This window comes from Curtobacterium sp. SL109 (genome assembly GCF_026672405.1).
Classification (GTDB): Bacteria; Actinomycetota; Actinomycetes; order Actinomycetales; family Microbacteriaceae; genus Curtobacterium.
Window position 1 is genome coordinate 2,010,680 of record NZ_JAPPRB010000002.1, and the last position, 20,745, is coordinate 2,031,424.

19 protein-coding genes are annotated in these 20,745 nt (G+C 72.8%); 15 read left to right on the forward strand and 4 right to left on the reverse strand.

Features of this window, described 5'->3' with window-relative positions; genetic code table 11:
- Positions 1-36: 36 nt before the first annotated feature.
- The 3 genes from OVA28_RS11020 (at position 37) to OVA28_RS11030 (ending at position 3,049) form a co-directional block, all read left to right on the forward strand.
- Positions 37-960 (forward strand): NUDIX domain-containing protein, encoded by a 924-nt coding sequence (locus OVA28_RS11020; protein WP_268096978.1) that lies wholly within the window; start codon positions 37-39, stop codon positions 958-960.
- A 275-nt stretch (positions 961-1,235) separates the two neighbouring features.
- Positions 1,236-1,982: a phosphotransferase enzyme family protein gene (locus OVA28_RS11025; RefSeq protein WP_268096979.1), complete on the forward strand. Its 747-nt coding sequence runs from the start codon at positions 1,236-1,238 to the stop codon at positions 1,980-1,982.
- A gap of 116 nt (positions 1,983-2,098) precedes the next feature.
- Positions 2,099-3,049 carry a DnaJ domain-containing protein gene (locus OVA28_RS11030; protein WP_268096980.1) on the forward strand — a complete coding sequence of 317 codons (951 nt, stop codon included), beginning with the start codon at positions 2,099-2,101 and terminating at the stop codon, positions 3,047-3,049.
- Positions 3,050-3,106: 57 nt separating this feature from the next.
- On the opposite strand, the gene OVA28_RS11035 is transcribed toward OVA28_RS11030, so the two are convergent.
- Complete coding sequence (locus OVA28_RS11035; RefSeq protein ID WP_194662581.1) at positions 3,107-3,469, reverse strand: RNA-binding S4 domain-containing protein; 363 nt, start codon at positions 3,467-3,469, stop codon at positions 3,107-3,109.
- A gap of 78 nt (positions 3,470-3,547) precedes the next feature.
- Between OVA28_RS11035 and OVA28_RS11040 the strand changes: the two genes are divergently transcribed.
- Together OVA28_RS11040 and OVA28_RS11045 are read left to right on the forward strand one after the other, a co-directional pair.
- The gene (locus OVA28_RS11040; protein WP_268096981.1) at positions 3,548-3,805 is read left to right on the forward strand and encodes a hypothetical protein; all 258 of its coding nucleotides are present in this window, start codon (positions 3,548-3,550) and stop codon (positions 3,803-3,805) included.
- A 56-nt stretch (positions 3,806-3,861) separates the two neighbouring features.
- A complete protein-coding gene (locus tag OVA28_RS11045; RefSeq protein WP_268096982.1) occupies positions 3,862-5,058 on the forward strand; it encodes a hypothetical protein in 1,197 nt (398 codons plus the stop codon).
- Positions 5,059-5,103: 45 nt separating this feature from the next.
- Here the strand turns inward: OVA28_RS11045 and OVA28_RS11050 are convergent, their stop codons facing one another.
- Entirely contained in the window at positions 5,104-6,648 is a 1,545-nt protein-coding gene (locus OVA28_RS11050) for a S1C family serine protease (protein ID WP_268096983.1), read from the reverse strand.
- A 158-nt stretch (positions 6,649-6,806) separates the two neighbouring features.
- Here OVA28_RS11050 and OVA28_RS11055 point away from each other — a divergent pair, with 158 nt between their 5' ends.
- The 6 genes from OVA28_RS11055 to OVA28_RS11080 all read left to right on the forward strand — a co-directional run bounded on the left by OVA28_RS11055 (position 6,807) and on the right by OVA28_RS11080 (position 11,356).
- Entirely contained in the window at positions 6,807-7,841 is a 1,035-nt protein-coding gene (locus OVA28_RS11055; RefSeq protein ID WP_268096984.1) for a FecCD family ABC transporter permease, read from the forward strand.
- The gene (locus OVA28_RS11060; protein WP_268096985.1) at positions 7,838-8,851 is read left to right on the forward strand and encodes a FecCD family ABC transporter permease; all 1,014 of its coding nucleotides are present in this window, start codon (positions 7,838-7,840) and stop codon (positions 8,849-8,851) included. The genes OVA28_RS11055 and OVA28_RS11060 overlap by 4 nt, the downstream gene beginning before the upstream one ends.
- 112 nt (positions 8,852-8,963) lie before the next feature.
- Complete coding sequence (locus tag OVA28_RS11065) at positions 8,964-9,443, forward strand: FHA domain-containing protein (protein WP_071276147.1); 480 nt, start codon at positions 8,964-8,966, stop codon at positions 9,441-9,443.
- Positions 9,443-10,147 carry a transcriptional regulator FtsR gene (gene ftsR, locus OVA28_RS11070; RefSeq protein ID WP_194662577.1) on the forward strand — a complete coding sequence of 235 codons (705 nt, stop codon included), beginning with the start codon at positions 9,443-9,445 and terminating at the stop codon, positions 10,145-10,147. Before OVA28_RS11065 ends, ftsR begins: the two co-directional genes overlap by 1 nt.
- A 169-nt stretch (positions 10,148-10,316) precedes the next feature.
- Positions 10,317-10,877, forward strand: a complete 561-nt coding sequence (locus OVA28_RS11075) for a MerR family transcriptional regulator (protein WP_268096986.1) — start codon at positions 10,317-10,319, stop codon at positions 10,875-10,877.
- Between the two features lie 143 nt (positions 10,878-11,020).
- Positions 11,021-11,356: a hypothetical protein gene (locus OVA28_RS11080; RefSeq protein WP_268096987.1), complete on the forward strand. Its 336-nt coding sequence runs from the start codon at positions 11,021-11,023 to the stop codon at positions 11,354-11,356.
- Between the two features lie 419 nt (positions 11,357-11,775).
- Here the strand turns inward: OVA28_RS11080 and OVA28_RS11085 are convergent, their stop codons facing one another.
- Entirely contained in the window at positions 11,776-12,588 is an 813-nt protein-coding gene (locus OVA28_RS11085) for a ParA family protein (protein ID WP_194626051.1), read from the reverse strand.
- A gap of 60 nt (positions 12,589-12,648) precedes the next feature.
- On the opposite strand from OVA28_RS11085, the gene OVA28_RS11090 reads away from it, so the two are divergent.
- The 4 genes from OVA28_RS11090 to OVA28_RS11105 all read left to right on the forward strand — a co-directional run bounded on the left by OVA28_RS11090 (position 12,649) and on the right by OVA28_RS11105 (position 18,507).
- Positions 12,649-16,062, forward strand: a complete 3,414-nt coding sequence (locus tag OVA28_RS11090) for a pyruvate carboxylase (protein WP_268096988.1) — start codon at positions 12,649-12,651, stop codon at positions 16,060-16,062.
- Position 16,063: 1 nt separating this feature from the next.
- On the forward strand, positions 16,064-16,558 hold the full coding sequence (locus OVA28_RS11095) for a peptide deformylase (RefSeq protein ID WP_268096989.1): 495 nt from the start codon (positions 16,064-16,066) through the stop codon (positions 16,556-16,558).
- Between the two features lie 115 nt (positions 16,559-16,673).
- Positions 16,674-18,185: a hypothetical protein gene (locus tag OVA28_RS11100; protein WP_268096990.1), complete on the forward strand. Its 1,512-nt coding sequence runs from the start codon at positions 16,674-16,676 to the stop codon at positions 18,183-18,185.
- 190 nt (positions 18,186-18,375) lie between these two features.
- Complete coding sequence (locus OVA28_RS11105; protein ID WP_267238486.1) at positions 18,376-18,507, forward strand: hypothetical protein; 132 nt, start codon at positions 18,376-18,378, stop codon at positions 18,505-18,507.
- Between the two features lie 361 nt (positions 18,508-18,868).
- On the opposite strand, the gene OVA28_RS11110 is transcribed toward OVA28_RS11105, so the two are convergent.
- Complete coding sequence (locus tag OVA28_RS11110; RefSeq protein ID WP_268096991.1) at positions 18,869-20,737, reverse strand: AMP-dependent synthetase/ligase; 1,869 nt, start codon at positions 20,735-20,737, stop codon at positions 18,869-18,871.
- Positions 20,738-20,745 lie beyond the last annotated feature (8 nt).

Here is a 20,745-nt window from a genome sequence, read left to right on the forward strand (position 1 = left end):
ACGACGCATGTCAGGCGCGTGTGCCAGGGTGGACAGGTGCCAGACGTCCTGCCCCCCGGTCCGCCGCCCGGCCCCCGCGACCCCGGCGACGCCTGGGCGTACGGACCCGACGGCACCAAGGCATGGGGGCTCTTCGGCGCCTCCGGACTCCTCGTCGACGACGGCCACGGCCGCGTCCTCCTGCAGCACCGCGTCGAGTGGAGCCACCACGGCGGCACCTGGGGCATCCCCGGCGGCGCCCGGCACCAGCACGAGGACGCCGTCACCGGTGCACTCCGCGAGTCCGCCGAGGAAGCCGGCGTGCCCCTCCACGGCATCGACCTCCGGCACACCGCCGTGCTCGACCTCGGCTTCTGTACCTACACGACCGTCGTCGGCCGCGCCTCACGGCCCTTCGAACCCGTCATCGCCGACCGCGAGAGCCTGGCGCTCGACTGGGTCCCCGTCGAGGCCGTCGACGACCTTCCCCTGCACCCGGGCTTCGGCCGCTCCTGGCCCGCACTCCGCGCCACGCTCGACACCAGCCCGCACGTCGTCGTCGACGCCGCGAACGTCGTCGGCAGCGTGCCCGACGGCTGGTGGAAGGACCGCTCCGGCGCCGCCACCCGGCTCGTCGACGGGAGCACGGCGCTCGCCGCGGTGGGGCTGCCCGCCGAGGCCCTCGGGCTCGACTCCGCCACGTGGTGGCCGCGGTGGACCGTGGTGCTCGAGGGCGACGCACGCGGTGCCGACGTGGCCACGGGTCCCGGGGGCGGCGACGGTGTCGGCGGGACGCCCGGTGTGGCCGTCGTGCGGGCGCCCGGCTCCGGTGACGACGCCATCGTGGCCGCGGCGGCCGACGCCGTGGCGGCCGGTGACGGACCCGTCGTCGTGGTGACGGCGGACCGCGGGCTCCGGGACCGCGTGGTCGCCCTCGGGGCCAGCGTGCAGGGGCCGTCCTGGCTCCGCGAACGGCTCTAGTCACGCTCGACCGGACCACCCCGCGACGCCGCCGCAGTCCCACAGCCGGCTCACGCCGCGACGCCGCCGCAGTCCCACAGCCGGGTCACGCTGCGGCGCCGCTGCAGTCCCGCGTCCGCCTTCTCTGCGCGGCCGGGCCGACAAGCGCACGTCTGCAGTTGGATCGCGCCAACTCCGCCGGTGACCGCTACGCTGACCTGCACGCCGGTGCGGTCAGCCAGACGACCGCGACGACGAAGGCACGTCAACGGAGACGACCGCGACAGGAGACTCCCATGGAGCGCATCACGAAGGCCGACGACCGGGTCCACCGGCCGGCAGGCCCCTGGACGCCCACCGTCCACCGGCTCCTCGCCCACCTGCACGAACAGGGGTTCGTGGCAGCGCCGGAGCCCATCGCCCTCGGGGACACCCTCGAGACCGTGTCGTTCGTGCCCGGGGTCGCCGGCGAGTACCCGTGGACCGAGGACGTCGCGAGCGAAGCGGCCCTCGTCACGAGCGCCCGCATGCTCCGGCACTACCACGACGCCGCGGCGACCTTCCCGCTCGACGACACCGTCGACGTGTGGTCCCAGGCACACCGGGCACCCGTCGAGACCGTCGTGCACGGCGACTTCGCCCCGTACAACTGTGTGTACGACGGCATCGCGGCGGTCGGCCTGATCGACTTCGACACCGCCCACCCCGGCCCCCGCGTCTGGGACGTCGCGAGCGCGGTGTACCGCTTCGCCCCGTTCACCACCGGCGTGGTCGAGGGCCGCGCGGCACCGACGCTCGAGGCCCGCCTGGCCCGCGCCGCCGAGTTCTGCCGGGCGTACGGGCTCGACGACGTCTCCAGGAGCCGGGTCGCCGAGACGATGGTGTCCTCGCTCGTCGCCATGGTGACCCTCATGGAGACCGAGGCGGCCGCCGGCAACCCGAAGTTCATCAGCGACCTGCAGCACGGCCACGCCGACCTGTACCGCGCCGACGTCGCCTACCTCGAGGACCACCTCGACGAGATCGCCGCCGCGGTGGCGTGAGCTCCGCCGCCTGACGGACCGCGGCCGGCGGGGACGACGCCCCACGAGCCTCCCGGCCGCCGTTCAGCGCGCACACGGCTGGTGCTCGCGCTCGCTCCGGTAACGTACCGCAGGCCATGACGGACAGCCCGGCCGACGCCACCCCCTACGAAGTCCTCGGCGTCGCCGCGACCGCCGACGACGAGGCCCTGCGCCGTGCCTACCGGCGCGCCGCCCGCGAGACCCACCCCGACCTCGGCGGCGACGCGGTGCGGTTCCGACAGGTCCAGGTCGCGTGGGAGCGCATCGGCACACCCGCAGCGCGTCGCGCCTACGACGCCGGTGGGTCCCGGCCCTCGTCCGCGCCGTCCGGCTCGTCCGCGTGGTCAGCGTCCGCCGGGAGGCCCGGGTCGGGTCGCGACGCCTACGCACCGCCCGCAGCGCGGCGCGACTCCCGCCCCCGGGCCCGGTCCCACGGACACCCCGGCGGTCGGTCGCGTGAGGTCTTCCTCGCCGCCGAGCGCGAGTGGGTCGGCCTCGGCGACCCCATCGAGGACCCCTACGACCCGTCCCTCATCCGCAGCGCCCCCCGGTACATCCGTCGACTGCTCGGGGAGGCCCTCGCCGAGGAGTCGACCGCCGCCATCGTCGCCGACATGGGCCTCGGCGTCACCGTCTGGCACGACCTCGACGCCGGGGCCGAGGGCAAGCTCGACCACGTCGTGCTCATGCCGAGCGGGCTCTGGGCGCTCGAGTCCATCGACTGGGGCGGCCCCGTCCGCGTCGAGCACGGGGAGATCGTCGGCGAGACTCTCGAGCCGGGGGAGCGTCCGGTCAAGGAGCTCGTCCGCGCTGCGCGTGCCGTGCAGAAGCAGACGCGGGTGCGGTTCACCGGGCGGATCCTCGTCGTGCCGGACTCCGCGGTCGACACCGACGTGCAGCTCGTCGGCCCGCAGCGGAAGCCCACGGCGTTCGTCGTGCGTCGCAGTGCGCTCGGACAGGTGCTCAACGGCATCTGGTCGCCCGAGGGCACCGTGGACGTGTTCGACGTCCGCGACCGACTGCAGCAGACCGTCCGGTTCGTCTGACGTCCGGTCGGGCTGATCGGGCCGGTCGGGCCGCCAGGCTGGTCGGCCCGTGCCGGCTCAGTGGCCGCGGAGCTTCTCGAGGTCGCGGCGCTCCCGCTTGCTCGGGCGTCCGGCGCCGCGGTCGCGCATCGGGACGAAGCCCGCTTCCTCCTTCGGCAGACGGGCCGGGGTCAGGTCGTCGAGGTGCTTCGCCGCCTCGGTCGCGCCGACGCGCTTGAGGATCAGGCTCTTCACGACGACGATCCGGTCGAAGCCGGCCTGGCGCACGCGGACCTCGTCACCGGGGCCCACCGGCTGCGAGGGCTTCGCCCGCTCACCGTTCACCTTCACGTGGCCGGCCTTGCACGCGGTCGTCGCGGCGGACCGGGTCTTGGTGATCCGGACCGCCCAGATCCAGCTGTCCACCCGGGCCTTGTCCATGCCCCCAGCCTAGGCGCGCGCGCCACGAGCTCCCTCGATGCCGACCGGTGGGCGTGGGGCAGCCCGTACGCTTCCCGGGTGGGCACGGACGAGCAGGCGGGCATCGCGCGGGCACTGGCACTCGGGCTGCTGCGGGACGCCGAGCTCGGGGAGCGGGTCGTCGTCCGGGCACACGACGCCGGGGGAGCACGCGACGCGCTCGGGGACCTGGTCGCACGGACGGCGGACTCCGTCACGGTGGACACCCGCCGGGGCCTCGTCGAGGTCGCCCTCCAGGACGTCGTCGCCGCCAAGCGCGTTCCCCCGCCACCACCGCGCCGCCCGCGCCTGCGCTGAACCCGCACGGCGAGCCGCCCGTGGAAGCGCCCCCGCCCCGTCGTAGCCTTGCGCCCATGGCAGTCCCCGTCCCGCTCGGCACCGAGGACCGCACCGCACGCGTCGTCCTCCGTCGCCCCGACTCCTGGCAGCGTGCGGACACGGCGCAGGCGGACCTCCGCGTGGTGGGCGACGACGTCGTCCTCACCGTGCGTTCCCGCCCGAGCGACCGCTCCATCGGCGACGAGAACGCCTCCCTGCTCGACCGCCTGCCCGGCTCCGTCGACGGCCTGCTCCTGGTCGGCTGCGACGTCTGGACCACGGTCGGCGCCCCCGCCCGGCTGGTCGAGTACGTCCGCCCGGACGCCAGCGCGGAGGAGGACGACGGCCCCGGCGACATCATCGGCGCCCACCTGCTCTTCGTCACCGGCCGGCACCGCGTCGACGTGACGATCGAACGGCCCCTCGCCCGCCTCGCCGACACCGACGACCTCGTCTTCGCCGTCCTCGACTCCGTCCGCGCCGTCGGCCCCGTCACCACCGGCGCCACCCGTGACCTCGAGACCCTGCCGGCGCCGCTCGCCCCGACCACGGTCGACGGCCCACGACTCACCCCCGAGGCCCTCGCCACCCTGCAGGGCATCGCCGGGAAACGGTGGAACCCGACGCTCCTCCGCACACCCGGCGGCCGCGAACTCGTCGACGCCGGCCTGGTCGGACGCTTCGGCACGCTCCCCGCGGGCACCCAGGCGCTCCTGGAGCCGTGGGCAGCGGAGACCCAGCCGACCGTGTTGGAACAGCACCGACCCGACGGGCGCGTGGCGCGCCTCCAGGCCTGGTCCCGCACCGTCGTGGACGCACCGGACGACACGGGCGCGGTCCTCACGCGGCTCGCTCCGCAGCGCGTGGTGGCGCTGGCGGCCGGGAGGCTCGGCGTGCGTCCGACGTGGACCTTCCCGTTCCGCACGGGCTCGCTCCGGGCGGACCTGCTCGACCGACGGCTCGCCGGCGGGGACGACGCTCCCGAGCTGCCGGCTGCCGTCGCCGAGGCGGACCCGCGGCTGGCACGGTTCTGGGCTGCGCCCTGGACGGTCTCGTACGTCCGCCGGCCGGGGAAGCCCACCCCGGTCACCCTCGTGCACGCGGAGGGCATCGGCTTCGCGCGCGTCGGACGCACGGAGGCCGGCGTCTCCGCGTTCTCTGCGGAGTCACCGGCCAACGTGTACCGATCGGTCGTACGGGCGTTCCTCACGAACGCGGAGTCGCCGGGCTGAGGAACAAGCCGTATACCGGAGCGTCGTCCGGGCGTTCCTCGCTCCCTAGGCGGCGGGACCAGCGGTCAGGGTCACGGTGACGGTGCTCGCCGCGCCGGTGGTGTCCGTGTAGGCCACCGACACCCGGTCGCCCACCGACTTCGACTGGATGACCTTCGTCAGCTGGTCGGCGCTCGTGACCGCGGTGCCGTCGACCGAGGTGATCGTGTCCCCGGCGGCCAGCCCGGCCGCGGCGGCACCGGAACCGTCGACGGTGCCCGCGACCGCGACGCCGCCGGTGGTGGCCGTCCCGCTCACCTGCACCCCGAGGAACGCGGGCAGCCCGATCGTGACCGTGCCGGACGCGTCGCCCGACAGGATCTTCTGCGCGATCGACTTGGCGGTGGCGATCGGGATCGCGAACCCGGTGACGTCCGAGCTGCCGGAGGAGGCCGCGGTCGCCATGCCGACGACCTCGCCCTCGCTGTCGAGGACCGGACCACCCGAGTCGCCGGAGACGATGTCGGCCGCGACCTGGATGAGCCCGGTGAGGGACTCGGTCCCGGTGCCGGACTCGCTCTGCACCTGGATGTCCTGGTCCGTCGCGGTGACGGTGCCCGCGGCGGCGACCAGGTTGCCGGTGCCCTCCGCGTTGCCGACGTCCGTCACGGCGTCACCCGTCTTCGCGCCACCGTCGTCGTCGAGCGACACCGTCGACAGCCCGGAGGCGTCCTTGAGCTTGAGGACCGCGACGTCGTTCGTGGCGTCGGCGCCGACGACCTGGGCGTCGTACTCCTTGCCGGTGGTCTCGTCCGTCACGCTGATGCTCGTCGCGCCCTGGATGACGTGGTTGTTCGTCAGGATGGTGCCGTCGGACGTCAGCACCATGCCGGTGCCGGCGGCCTGCGACGCGGCGTCGTAGTTCAGGATCGTGTTGATCGTGACGACGCCCTTCTTCTGGGCGGCGGTGGCGGCCGTGGCGGGGGACTGCGTGCCGGTGCTCGACCCGGTGCCGCTGCCGTCGGTGCCTCCGGTCCCGCCCTCCGTGCCGCTGCCCGTGCCGTCACCGGGGACGGTGAAGCCGTTCGTGCCGCTGCCACCCGTGCCGGTGCCGGACCCGCCGCGGGGCAGGGTCGTGGAGCCCTGCGACTGGCTCGACGTGGTCTGCGTGCCGTGCGAGGAGAGCCCGAGCGCGGTGCCACCGGCCGCGCCGACGATGGCGAGCGCCGCGACACCGGAGCCGATCATCAGCCCGAGGCGGCGACGCTTCGACGTACCGGGACGGGGGCCGAACGCACCGCTCCAGCCGGTCGCGTCGGCGGGGTGTGCGGCGCCGTAGGGCGTGCCGTGCTGCGCGGCGTGCGACCACGCGGCCGTGCCGGCGAGGGCGGGGCTGCCGATGAGGTACGGGCCGTGGCCGTCGTGCGTGTAGGCGTACGGGCCGGAGCCGTCCGGAGCGTAGAGGTACGGGCCCGAGCCGTCGAAGGCGTAGGCGGGTCGGAGCGTCGACCGGTCGGCGTGCGGTGCGTCCCACGAGGCGCGGGGTGCGCTGGCCTGCGCGTCGATCGGCGTGGTGCCCGGTTCGGCGTCGGGGTTCTGGTTCTCGTTCATCGGTGCTCTCCGGTCGCTCTCGACTCCCCGGTCGGGTGTCGATGGATCGAGTACAGGCCCGCTTCCCATGGAGAACCTATGAACGGGCACTGCGTGCGCTCACGACTCGCTCGGCGATCACCGAGCGGGCACACCGGGTTAGGGTTGCCGGAGCTCCCATGCGCTCTCCGTCCTCCACCCCGCCCGCGCCCAGTTCCGTGCCACGACTCGTCGGCGCGACCGTGCTGGCCGTCGTCGTGCTCGTCGTGGCGGTCGCCCTGAGCATCGCCTTCGGGTCACGGCCGATCCCGCTCGCGGCGGTGTTCGACGCCGTCACCCACCCGGGTCGTGACGACGAGATCGGGTTGATCGTCCTCGGCAACCGCGTCCCGCGCACGGTCGTGGGTCTGCTCGCGGGGGCGGCCCTCGGCGTCGCCGGTGCCGTGATGCAGGGCGTCACGCGCAACCCGCTCGCCGACCCGAGCGTGCTCGGCATCAACTCCGGAGCCGCGTTGGCCGTCGTCGCCGGGATCGCGCTCTTCGGCATCAGCGGCACCGCGGCCTACCTGCCCTTCGCGTTCGCCGGGGCGGGGCTGGCGGCGCTGCTCGTCTACGGCATCGCCTCGGTCGCGCGGCGCGGCCTCACCCCGGTCGGCCTCGCGCTCTCCGGTGCGGTCGTCGCGGCGGCCCTCGCCTCGGTCACCACGGCGGTGCTCGTGACGAGCCAGAGCCTCCTCGACCAGCTCCGGTTCTGGCAGGTCGGCGCGCTCGCGGGCAAGGACCTCGGGGCGGCCGGCGTCATCACCATCCCGGTGATCGTCGGGCTCGGCATCGCGTTCGCGCTCGGGCGCTCCCTCAACACCCTCGCGCTCGGCGACGAACTGGCCGCCTCGCTCGGGCAGCGCGTCGTGCTCGTCCGCGCGGTCGGTGGACTCGTCACCGTGCTGCTCGCCGGGTCTGCGGTCGCCGCGGCCGGACCGGTCGCGTTCATCGGGCTCGCCGTGCCCCACGCCGTCCGCCGACTGAGCGGACCCGACCACCGCTGGACGATCCTCCTGTCCGCCATCGTCGCACCGGCCCTGCTGCTGGTCGCCGACGTCATCGGCCGGGTCGTCGCGTACCCCGGGGAGCTGCAGGTCGGCATCGTGACCGCGCTCATCGGCGCGCCCGTCTTCATCGCGCTCGTCCGCTCGAAGGCGGTGCGGGGACTGTGACGACCACGGAGCGCGCCGCGCGGCGTCGGGTGACCGGGGCACGACGTGAGCTGGTCGTGCTCGGGGTCGTCGTCGTCGTGCTCGTGGGGCTGGTGCTCGTGGGGCTCGGTGTCGGCGACATCCCGCTCGCGCCCGGCCAGGTCGTGGCGGCGCTCGTCGGGCACGGCGACACCGTGTCCGACTTCGTCATCGGGCAGCTGCGTGGCCCCCGGGTGTCGGCAGCGCTCCTCGTGGGGGCGAGCCTCGGCGTCGCGGGCGGCATCGTCCAGAGCGTCGTCCGGAACCCCATCGCCAGTCCCGACGTCATCGGTATCACCTCCGGCGCGAGTGCCTCGGGCCTGACCGCCATCGTGCTGTTCGGCGTCTCCGGTGTCGGGCTCTTCTGGACCGTGCTCGTCGGGGCGCTCGTCGTGTCGGTGCTCATCGCCGGGCTGGCCTGGCGTCGGGGCATCACCGGCAACCGGGTGGTGCTCGTCGGGATCGGCGTCGCGGCGATGTCGGTCAGCGTCTCCGGGTGGATGCTCACGAGCGGCACCGTGCAGCAGGCGGGCACCGCGTTGCTCTGGCTCTCCGGGAGTCTGAACGCCGTCGACCCGGGCATCGTCGGCGTGCTGGCGGTGGCGTTCGTGGTCCTCGTGGTCGCGGCGCTCGTGCAGTCGCCGCGGTTGACCGTCCTGACGCTCGGGGACGAGGTCGCGTCCTCGCTCGGCCTGCGACCGAACCGCGCGAAGGTGCTCCTGCTCCTGACGGCCGTCTGCCTGACCGCCGCCGCCGTGGCCACCGCGGGGCCCGTCTCGTTCGTGGCGCTGATGGCGGCACCGATCGCCCGACGGCTCGTCGGCGGTGGTCGGGTGGCGCTCGGACCGGCCGCGGCGGTCGGCGCGGTGATCGTCCTGGCGAGCGACCTCGTCGCGCAGTTCGCCCTGCCCGGCACCACGCTGCCGGTCGGTGTCGTGACGGGTGTCGTCGGTGCGCCGTACCTGCTCTGGCTGCTCGCCCGGTCCCGCTGATCCGCCCGGCGGTGTCCGCTGGCCGCGGACAGGTCGTGTCACTCGTCCACGGGGCTCTCGACTGGCCGCTCGTTTCCGATACGCTTGAACGCCAAGAGGAGGAGGTCCACCGATGCCAGATCCAGTGGTCCCGCAGCCAGAGGGACAGCGAGCCCCGGAGCAGCGGCTGGTCGACACGACGCTGACCTTCAGCATGGAGTTCGGCGCGTCCCTGACGCCCGAGTCCGGTGTCTCACCCGAAGAACGTGACGCGATCACCGCGTTGCCGTCCGGTTCGGCGTTGCTCGTCGTCCGTCGCGGCCCCAACGTCGGAGCGCGCTTCCTGCTCGACTCCGACGTCACCACCACCGGCCGCCACCCCGACGCCGACATCTTCCTCGACGACGTCACCGTCTCGCGGAAGCACGCGCAGTTCCTCCGGAACGGCACGTCGTTCACGGTCAAGGACAACGGCTCGTTGAACGGCACGTACTTCGACGGTGTCCGCATCGACGAAGCACCGCTCACCGACGGCGCCGAGGTGCAGGTCGGCAAGTTCCGCCTGACGTTCTACGCGTCCCGGGTCGACCTGGCGCGCCTGGCGAACGCGTAGTGGCCGCGCGCTCGGCCGCAGTGCGGTCGGGTTCGCCGGCCGCGGACCTGTTGACGATCGGACAGGTCCTCGCCCGGCTCAAGCCGGAGTTCCCCGACCTGTCGAGCTCCAAGCTCCGTTTCCTCGAGGAACGCGAGCTCGTCACGCCGGTCCGCACCGCCAGCGGGTACCGGAAGTTCTCGCCCGCCGACGTCGACCGCCTCCGCGTGGTGCTCGGCCTGCAGCGTGACCACTACCTGCCGCTGAAGGTCATCAAGGAGTACCTCGCCGACCTCGACGCCGGTCGGCAGCCGGCGCTCCCCGGGGGTGGCGACGGCCCCAGGCCCTCCATCCTCGGCCGTGAAAAGCGCTACACGCGCGACGACCTCGTCCGGGCGGCACAGGCGTCCCCGATGCTCGTCGCCGACGCCGTGTCCGCCTCGCTCCTGCCCGCGTCGGACACGTTCGGCGAGGACTCGGTCGTCGTCCTCAAGGCCCTCGTCGAGCTGCAGCGCACCGGCATCGAGCCCCGACACCTCCGGACCTTCCGCAGCACCGCGGAGCGCGAGGTCGGGCTCATCGAGTCCGCGCTGATGCCCGTCTCCCGTCGTGGTGACGCCACGTCCAGGGCGAAGGCGTCCGAGCTCGCGCGGGAGATCGCGGGGCACCTCGAGGTCATCCGCTCGAACCTCATCCGCGCTGCGATCGGTCGGATGGACGCGTGAGGGGCGCTGGTGGAGCGTCGGTGCGCGGGCGTATCCTCGACACGCCGGACGCGCCGAGTCGGATGTCCCGCGTCGGACCGGTCGGAGTCGCTACCGTGGACCTCGGAACAACTCTCAACCCGTCGTTGAACCTTCGGGTGAGGGCTCGATCGTCGTGGAAGGCAGTCCAATGAGTGGGAACGACACCCCCGGTACCCCGTCGGACACGACGCGGTACGACCTCGGGCTGCTGTTCACCGACGGACTCCCCGAGCATGACGAACAGAACGGCTACCGCGGCACCGTCGCCGCGAAGGCCGCCGGCATCAGCTACCGCCAGCTCGACTACTGGGCCCGCACCGAACTCGTGCAGCCCACCATCCGCGGTGCGGCGGGGTCCGGGTCGCAGCGCCTCTACGGCTTCCGCGACATCCTCGTGCTCAAGCTCGTGAAGCGTCTGCTCGACACCGGGATCTCGCTCCAGCAGATCCGCACCGCCGTCAACCAGCTCCGCGAGTCCGGCGTCTCCGACCTCGCCCAGACGACGCTGATGTCCGACGGCGCCTCCGTGTACCTGTGCACGTCCGACGACGAGGTCATCGACCTGGTGTCCCGTGGGCAGGGCGTGTTCGGCATCGCGGTCGGCAAGGTCCTGCGCGAGGTGGAGACCTCCCTCGTCGAGCTCGACGCGACGCCCGCGGCCGACCCCTCCGACGAACTCGCTGCGCGCCGCGCCTCCCGCGCGTCCTGACCCCGCGGGCTGCGGCTGCGGCGCGGCCCCGTCGTGAGATCGCAGTTCGTGTCGCCTCGGGCGGCGCCGAACCGACACGAACTGCGATCTCGGCGGTGCCGGACGTGCCTCTGACGTTGGGCCGAGCGGTCACGACACCCCGCGTGCGCGTAGCCGAGCGGCTGGGAACCGACGCGGCGGTGTCGGACGTGCCTCTGACGTTGGGCCGAGCGGTCACGACACCCCGCGTGCGCGTCGCCGAGCGGCCGGGAACCGACGACGCGGCGGTGTGGGACGTGCCTCCGCCACCGGGCCGAGCGGTCACGACACCCCGCGTGCGCGTCGCCGAGCGGCCGGGAACCGTCGACGCGGCGGTGCCGGACGTGCCTCTGACGTTGGGCCGAGCGGTCACGACGCGCCGCGTGCGCGTCGCCGAGCGGCCGGGAACCGTCGGCGCGGCGGCCTCAAGCCGACACGTCGTGACCGCTCGCGGGACGTGAGCGGGGAGTCGTGACCGCTCGGCCGGGCGTCCACCGGGCCGAACCGACGCGGCTGACGCGTGACGAGCCTCCCGGCTGCCGCCGTGTGACGTGACGGCCGTGGCGCCGAGATCGCTCTTCGTGTCGGCTCGGGCGGGGCCGAGCCGACACGAACTGCGATCTCAGCGGTGCCTGCCGCGCCCCGACACCGGGCCGAGCGGTCACGACACCCCGCGCGCGCGTCGCCGAGCGGCCGGGAACCGTCGACGCGGCGGCCTCGAGCCGACACGTCGTGACCGCTCGCCGGACGTGAGCGGGGAGTCGTGACCGCTCGACACCGTCCCGGACATGGGACCCGGACACGGAGCGCGGACGCCCCACGACAGGACGCACCCCGGGTCGGCGACCCGGGGTGCGTCCTCAGCACGAGCGTGCCAGCGTCAGACGGGGCTGCCGTCGGCGTACGGGCCGATCTTGCCCGTGCGCATGATGCGCTCGAGCAGCTGGTCGAAGTTGCGGGCCATCTCCTGCGCGGACTCGCCGGGCCACACGTGCAGGGGCTTCGCGGCACCCTGGGCTTGCTGCAGCGAGGTGCGTTCGGGCAGTTGCGGGGAGAGCACGAGCGGCCCGAACATGTCGCGGAGCTCCTTGATGCGGAACTGGTGCTCGAGCGACTGCACCCGGGCGCGGTTCACGATGATGCCGAGGGGCTGGAGGCGCGGGGAGAGTCCGCGGCGGATCTCCTCGATCGCGCGGAGGGCTCGGTCGGCAGCGGCCACGGAGAACAGGCCCGGCTCGGTGACGACGGTGACGCGGTCGGACGCCGCCCATGCGGTGCGGGTCAGGGCGTTCAGCGAGGGGGCGCAGTCGATGAGGACGAGCTCGTAGTCCTGCTCGACGTTGGCGAGCGCTTCCTCGAGCTTCCAGATGTCGCGGATCGACGGGTGGGGCCCGTCGAAGTTGATGGCCGAGGGGGAACCGACCATGACGTCGATCTTGCCCTGGGACCCCTTCGTCCAGCCGGACGGCGCGATGGCCTGGCGGACGATCTTCTCCTTCGGGTTCTCGAGCACGTCGGCCACGTTGAGGTGGCCGGCGATGTTGATGTCGAGGCCGGTGGAGACGTCGGACTGGGGGTCGAGATCCACCACCAGCGTTCGCAGACCCTTGGCGAACGCGGCGGAGGTCAGACCGAGTGTGACCGTCGTCTTGCCGACACCGCCCTTGAGAGAGCTCACGCTGAGTACATGCACGTTGAGCAACGTTACCGCCAGTAGGGTGGTCGCACCTGACCCAGTGCTGAAAGGGCCCGCGTGTTCCGCAAGATCCTGGTCGCCAACCGTGGCGAGATCGCGATCCGTGCCTTCCGCGCGGCGTACGAACTCGGTGCCCGCACAGTCGCTGTCTACCCGTACGAGGACCGCAACTCGTTGCACCGCCTCAAGGCCGACGAGGCCTACCTCATCGGGGAGCGGGGCCACCCGGTCCGGGCCTACCTCGACGTCGCCGAGATCGTTCGGGTCGCCCGCGAGTCCGGCGCCGACGCGATCTATCCCGGGTACGGCTTCCTCTCCGAGAACCCCGACCTGGCTGCGGCCGCCGCAGCTGCCGGCATCACGTTCATCGGCCCCGGGCAGCACGTGCTCGAGATGGCGGGCAACAAGGTCACGGCGAAGGAGCACGCGATCGCGGCGGGCGTCCCGGTGCTCGCCAGCACGCCGGCCAGCCGGGACGTCGACGAGCTCGTCGCAGGAGCCGCGGCCGTCGGGTTCCCGGTCTTCGCCAAGGCCGTCGCCGGTGGTGGCGGTCGTGGCATGCGGCGCGTCGAGACGCCGGAGGAGCTGCGTCCGGCGCTCGAAGAGGCGATGCGCGAGGCCGACAGCGCGTTCGGCGACCCGACGATGTTCCTCGAGCAGGCCGTGCTCCGGCCCCGGCACATCGAGGTCCAGATCCTCGCGGACGCCACCGGCACGGACGCCGGAACGATCCACTTGTTCGAGCGGGACTGCTCCGTGCAGCGCCGCAACCAGAAGGTCGTCGAGATCGCGCCGGCGCCGAACCTCGACCCCGCGGTGGCGGCCGCGCTGCACCGCGACGCAGTGGCCTTCGCCCGGTCCATCGGCTACGTGAACGCCGGCACGGTCGAGTTCCTGCTCGACACCGTGGGCGAGCGCGCGGGCCAGCACGTCTTCATCGAGATGAACCCCCGCATCCAGGTCGAGCACACCGTGACCGAAGAGGTCACGGACGTCGACCTCGTGCAGTCGCAGATGCGGATCGCGGCGGGGGAGACCCTCGCCGACCTCGGCCTGTCCCAGGACACCGTCGTCGTCCACGGCGCCGCCCTGCAGACCCGCATCACGACCGAGGACCCGACCCAGGGCTTCCGACCCGACACGGGCCGCATCACCACGTACCGCAGCCCGGGCGGCGCCGGCGTCCGCCTCGACGGCGGCACGGTCGCCACCGGCGCACAGATCAGCCCGCACTTCGACTCGATGCTCGCGAAGATGACGTGCCGTGGCCGGGACTTCCCGAGCGCCGTCGCCCGCGCGCGTCGGGCCCTGGCGGAGTTCCGCATCCGCGGCGTCAGCACGAACATCCCGTTCCTGCAGGCCGTGCTCGAGGACCCCGACTTCGCCCGCGGCGACGTCTCCACCGCGTTCATCGGCGAGCGTCCGCAGCTGCTCGGCGGCCACGTGTCGAAGGACCGTGGCACGAAGGTCCTGAACTGGCTGGCGGACGTGACCGTGAACCGGCCGAACGGCTCGCCCGCCGCGCACGTGGTGGACCCCGCGACGAAGCTCCCGACGGGCGTCGACCTGTCGGCGCCGGTCCCCGAGGGGCAGCGCGACCGGCTGCGGCTCCTCGGTCCGACCGAGTGGGCGAAGGCGCTCCGCGCGCAGACCGAGCTGGCCGTCACCGAGACCACCATGCGCGACGCGCACCAGTCCCTCCTCGCCACGCGTGTCCGCAGCAAGGACCTGGTCGCGGTCGCGCCGTACGTCGCGCGGCTCACGCCGCAGCTGCTGAGCGCGGAGGCCTGGGGCGGCGCGACCTACGACGTCGCGCTCCGGTTCCTGGGCGAGGACCCGTGGGAGCGCCTGGCGTCGCTGCGCGAGGCGATGCCGAACATCCCGATCCAGATGCTGCTCCGCGGACGCAACACGGTCGGCTACACCCCGTACCCGACCGAGGTCACCGACGCGTTCGTCGCCGAGGCCGCCGCCACCGGCGTCGACGTCTTCCGGGTCTTCGACGCGCTGAACGACGTGCGCGCCCTCCGACCCGCCCTGGAGGCCGTGCTCGCCACCGACACGGCCGTCGCCGAGGCAGCGCTCTGCTACTCCGGCGACCTGCTGGACCCGGCGGAGGACCTCTACACGCTCGACTACTACCTGCGGCTCGCCGAGCAGATGGTCGAGGCCGGTGCGCACGTCATCGGCATCAAGGACATGGCGGGGCTCCTCCGCGCGAGCGCGGCGGAGAAGCTCGTCGGCGCGCTGCGCGAGCGCTTCGACCAGCCCGTCCACGTGCACACCCACGACACCGCCGGCGGACAGCTCGCGACGCTCCTCGCCGCCGCCCGCGCCGGTGCGGATGCCGTCGACGTCGCAGCAGCGCCGATGGCCGGCACGACGAGCCAGCCGAGCATGTCGGCGCTCGTCGCGGCCCTGGCGCACACCGAGCGCGACACGGGCATCTCGCTCGACGCCGTCGGGGACCTCGAGCCGTACTGGGAAGCCGTCCGGCGGGCGTACGCGCCCTTCGAGTCCGGGCTCGCCGGGCCCACCGGCCGCGTCTACAAGCACGAGATCCCCGGCGGGCAGCTCTCGAACCTCCGCCAGCAGGCCATCTCCCTCGGCCTGGGCGACCGGTTCGAGCAGGTCGAGGACTGGTACGCCGAGGCCAACCGGATCCTCGGACGCCCGACCAAGGTGACGCCGTCCTCGAAGGTCGTCGGTGACCTCGCGCTGCAGCTCGCCGCGGTGGACGCCGACCCGGTGGACTTCGAGCAGAACCCGCACAAGTACGACATCCCGGACTCCGTCATCGGCTTCATGGCCGGGGAGCTCGGCGAGCTGCCGGGCGGGTGGCCCGAGCCGTTCCGCACGAAGGTGCTGGCCGGCCGGACGGTCTCGCTCGAGGTCACCCCGGTGCCCGAGCACGAGCGCGTCCACCTGGACACCCCCGGGCCCGAGCGCCGCAGTGCCCTCAACCGCCTGCTGTTCGAGCAGCCCACGCGGCAGTTCCAGCAGGTGCGCGACGAGTACGGCGACCTCTCCGTCGTGTCCACGGTCGACTACCTCTACGGGCTGCGTCCCGGCGAGGAGCACGTCGTGTCGCTCGGCAGGGGCGTGGACCTGCACGTCGGGCTCGAGGCCATCGGCGAGGCCGACGAGCGGGGGATCCGCACGGTCATGGCGACGCTGAACGGGCAGCTCCGTCCGGTGTACGTCCGCGACCGTTCGGTCCAGGTCGAGACGAAGGCCGCCGAGAAGGCGGACCGGACCGACCCGCACCAGGTCGCGGCGCCGTTCTCCGGCGTCGTGACGCTCAAGGTCGCCGTCGGTGACGTCGTGACGGTCGGCCAGGCCGTCGCGAGCATCGAGGCGATGAAGATGGAAGCGGCCATCACGGCGCCCGTGGCGGGCACCGTCGGCCGACTCGCGATACCGGTGACCCAGCAGGTGGACGCCGGCGACCTCCTGGTGGTGCTGCAGTAACGTGACCGTCCGACCCATCCGCCTGTTCGGCGACCCCGTCCTCCGTTCGCCCTCGGACCCGGTGCGCATCGGCGCCGACGGTGTCCGCGAGCTCGTGCAGGACCTCATCGACACCGTCAGGGAGCCCGGCCGCGCGGGCGTGGCGGCGCCACAGATCGGCGTCGGTCTGCGCGCGTTCTCCTACAACGTCGACGGCGAGGTCGGCTACGTCCTCAACCCGGAGCTCGTCGAGGTCTCGGGAGAGCCCGAGTTCATGGACGAGGGGTGCCTGTCCGTCCCCGGGCTCGCCTACCCGACGAAGCGGTACCCCTACGCCAAGGTGCGCGGGGTCGACGTCGACGGCGACCCGGTCGAGGTCGAGGGCACCGGGCTGATGGCCGAGGCGCTCCAGCACGAGACCGACCACCTCGACGGCACCGTCTACGTGATGACCCTCGAGCCGGAGACCCGCCGCCAGGCCCTCCGCGACGTCCGCGCGCAGGACTGGTTCCACTAGCAACCCGTCGCTCCCGTCGGCAGCCCCCGGACGCGGGCCTGCCGATGTCGGCGGCGCTGTGTACGGTTGCCGCGTCCGGGTCACTTCCGGGCGGACCAGGGGCAGGGGACACAGCATGCAGAAGACTCACGTGGCGCGCCGACGCGCCACCTCCATCGCGGTCGCGGCGGCGTTCGTCGCGCTCGTCGGCACCACGATCAGCGTGGTGCCGGACGCACGGCCAGCAGAGGCAGCCACGTCGCAGCAGGTCGAGGCCCCGGACTTCGCGTCCGAGGTCTACGGCGACCCGTGGGACTACTCCAACGCCGAGGACCAGAACACCGACGAGGTCGGCACGCCCACGTCGGTGAGCGCCGGCAAGCTCAAGGTCGCCCTGCGCTCCGGTGACCAGGTGTCACTCGTGCAGACCGTCAGCGGCAGCCTGCCGTACGGGCGCGACGGCGCCACGAAGCCGATCAACGCCTCGAAGTACACGAGCCTGTCGTTCAGCATGGACCAGCCCTTCACGCGGCAGATCGGCGCCGTGTACTGGTGGACCTGCCGTGAGAAGACCTCGGCCTGCGGTGGCGGCATCACCTTCCCGGTGACCGCTGGCAGCCACGTGTACGACCTGGCGCTCTCGAAGAGCTCCGAGCTCCAGGGGAAGCGGCCCTTCAGCGGGACCATCGTCGCGCTCCGCGTCGACCCCGTGGTCCTGCCGGCCGGCAAGACCGGGACGGCGAGCATCGACTGGGTCCGCCTGCACGGAGCCGGTGGCTCGCGTGCGGCCTACCCGCCGGGGACCTACGGCGGCATCACCGTCGCCCCGCGGCCTCGTCCGGTCGTGGACTCGCCGAACCCGTCGCAGGGCGTCGACCTCGCGACCCGACAGCGTGGCAAGCCGTGGGTGTTCACCAGCCCGGAAGCCGCGCAGGGCATCGGCATCAAGTACGCGACGATCCTCGGGTACAACAACGCCGGGATGACGGCGCGCAACTCGGGCATGTACCCCGGCGACTCGCAGCTCTCGCTCCCGGTCTCGCGGTTCTCGGCCAGCACCTACCACAACCTCTCGATCGAGTACACGTACGACGGCTCCTACTCGCTGAAGTCGACCGCCGGGGGCGGCAAGATGGCGCGGCTCATCTGGTGGGACCCGTCGTCGACCGTCCCGCAGATCGGCAACGACGTCCTGACCTACTCGCACGGCAACGCGCGGGAGATCCGGATCGACCTCAACGCGCAGAACGATCTCGACGAGGACGCCCTCGACCCGAAGCTCGGCTGGTCCGGGCGGACGGTGTCCGCGCTGCGCTTCGACCCGAACGAGGACCCGGGCGCTCTGACCTGGCACCTGCGGTCCCTGCACCTCCGGGCCGACCCGACCGCCGTCGGCTCGACGACGATCCAGTTCCACGACGCCGCCTGGATCCCGGGCGCCACCGCGACGGTGTTCGTCGCCGGGGACGACTCCAACACCTGGCGGCCGATCGCCGACAAGATCGCTGTGAAGCAGGGGATGAACTCCGTGCCGTTCTCCATCGCGAAGCTGCCGGCGTCGAAGTACCGCGTGAAGGTGACGATCACCCACCCGGGTGTCGCCAGTGCCGTCGGGCTGGCCAGCTCGACGATCACGATGCGGCGCTGACCCACGCCCGAGTCGATGCCCGCGCGGGCGGCTGACGTGTCCCTCCGAGGGACGCCCGCCGTCCGCGAGGGACATCTGACGCCCTGACGGGTGACACCCCAACGCGGGATTGTCGTCATGTCCCGACGAAGCGGTACCGTGTCCCGGTCGGTCCTCCCGCCGACATGGTTTCCCACCTCCAGGACGCACGATGACACTCCACACCGACGAGCTCAGCTCGCACCGCACCCGCACCAACCGACGCCCAGAGCCTGTCCCGGCGACGACCGCCGCGACGGCCGTCCTCGAGCCCGAACAGGGTCAGGAACCCGCCTCCGTCTGACGGATGGGGAGCGGTAGGCGATCGACGTCGACGCCGACGTCGCTCGGCAGACCTCACCCGACCGGTCATCAGGCGCCCGACACGACAGAGAACGACCCAGCACGACTGCACCACCGCACGACTGCACCACCGCACCACCGCACCACCGCACGACTGCACCACCGCACTGTGACGGAGGCCCGGAGCCGGTCCCATGGACCGGCACCGGGCCTCCCGTGCGTCCGCCTCCCGCCGTCGCGTCCGATCCGTCGTCGTCCGGGGCCGTCGCGGACCCGGAACGACGACTTCGCTGTCGTCCGACGTCGACCCTGTCGTTCCCGTCGGGGAGCCCACGGCCCCGCACCCTGGGTCGAGGTCGGTCTCAGCGCCGCCGGCGGCTCTCGATCACCGGTGTCGCCGTGGTCTGCACCTTCGACCCCGAGTAGATGTACTCGACGTCCGCGGCGAAGTCCCGGAGCACCACCGACCGCTTGATCGTGAGCTTCGGCGTCAGGTGCCCGGACGCCTCGGTCAGCTCCGTGTCGATGATCGTGAACGACCGTACCGACTCGGCACGCGAGATCCGTCCGTTCGCGGCGTCGACGGCCTCCTGGACGGCCTGGAGCACGCGCTCGTCATGCGCGGCCTGGTGGGCGGAGAGCGCCGGGGAGATGCCACGGGACTCGCACCAGCCGGGGAGCATGTCGCGGTCGAGCGTGACGAGGGCCGCGATGAACGGCTTGCCCTCGCCGACCACCACGACCTGCCCCACCAGGGGGTGCTCGCGGATGCCGTCCTCGAGCGGAGCCGGCGCGACGTTCTTGCCGCTGGCCGTGACGATGAGCTCCTTCGCCCGGCCCGTCACCGTGAGCACGCCGTCGCCGTCCAGGTGGCCGAGGTCGCCGGTGCGGAACCACCCGTCGACGAAGGCCCGCTCCGTGGCCTCGGGGTTCTGCCAGTACCGGTCGAAGACGTCCACGCCGCGGATCAGGATCTCCTGGTCGTCGGCGATGCGGATCTCCACGCCGGGGAGCGCACGTCCGACGGAGCCGATGCGGAGCTCGTCGGCGCGGTTCACGGTCGCGGGGGCGGTGGTCTCGGTGAGGCCGTAGCCCTCGAGGATCAGGACGCCGATGGAGCGGAAGAAGTGCGACAGCCGGGGGGAGAGCGGCGCCGACCCGCTGATCGCGTGGCGGACCCGACCACCGATGGCGTTCCGGAGCTTGGCGTACACGAGCCGGTCGAACAGCCGGAAGCGCAGTGCCAGGCCGAGCGAGACCCGACCGGCGGCCACGGCCTCCGAGTGCGCGACCGCGGTGGCGGCTGCGGCACGGAACACCCGGCCGCGCCCGGCGAGGTCGGCCTTCTGCTCGGCCGAGTTGTAGATCTTCTCGAAGACGCGGGGCACGGCGAGCAGGAAGGTCGGCTGGAACGTCGACACCGCCCGCATCAGGTCCTTCGTGTCGGGTTCGTGCCCGACGAGCGTGCCCGCGGAGATGCTCATCACCGCGATGAAGCGTGCGAAGACGTGGGCGAGCGGGATGAAGAGCAACGTCGAGGCGTCGCCCGCGACGATCTCGGACATGGCCTCGGTCGAGCCCTCCACCGTCGCGGTGAAGTTGTCGTGCCGGAGCACGCAGCCCTTCGGGCGGCCGGTCGTGCCCGACGTGTAGATGATCGTGGCGTCGTCGTGGCCGTGCACGGTCGCGGTCCTGGCGTCGAGGTCGTCGTCGGTGACGTCCTCGCCGAGTCGGGTCAGGTCGTCGAGCCCGCCGCCGTCGATGGTCCAGTGCTGACCGAGGTGCGGCAGGTCGGGGGCGATGCCGGCGACCCGCCTGGCGTGCTCCTCCTGCTCGACGACGATCGCCACGGACTCCGAGTCGCCGAGGATGTGGCGCACCTGGTCGGGGGAGCTCGTCTCGTACACCGGCACGGACACGAGCCCGGCGGTCCAGATCGCGAAGTCGACGAGCGTCCACTCCAGCCGGGTCCTGCAGAGGATCGCCACGTGGGCGCCGGGCTCGAGGCCGGCGGCGACGAACCCCTTGGCGATCCCACGGACCCGGCGCAGGACGTCGTCGGCGCTGATGGTGGTCCAGGTGTCCCCGTGGCGCTCGGCCAGGATCGGCCGGTCCGGGGTGAGACGGGCTCGGTCCGCGAGCAGTCGTGCCGCGGAACCGTGGTCCGGCGCGATGGGAACGGACGCGTGGTCCTGTGTCGGAGACCCCTCTACGGGTCGCTGATCGTTCACGGCAACTC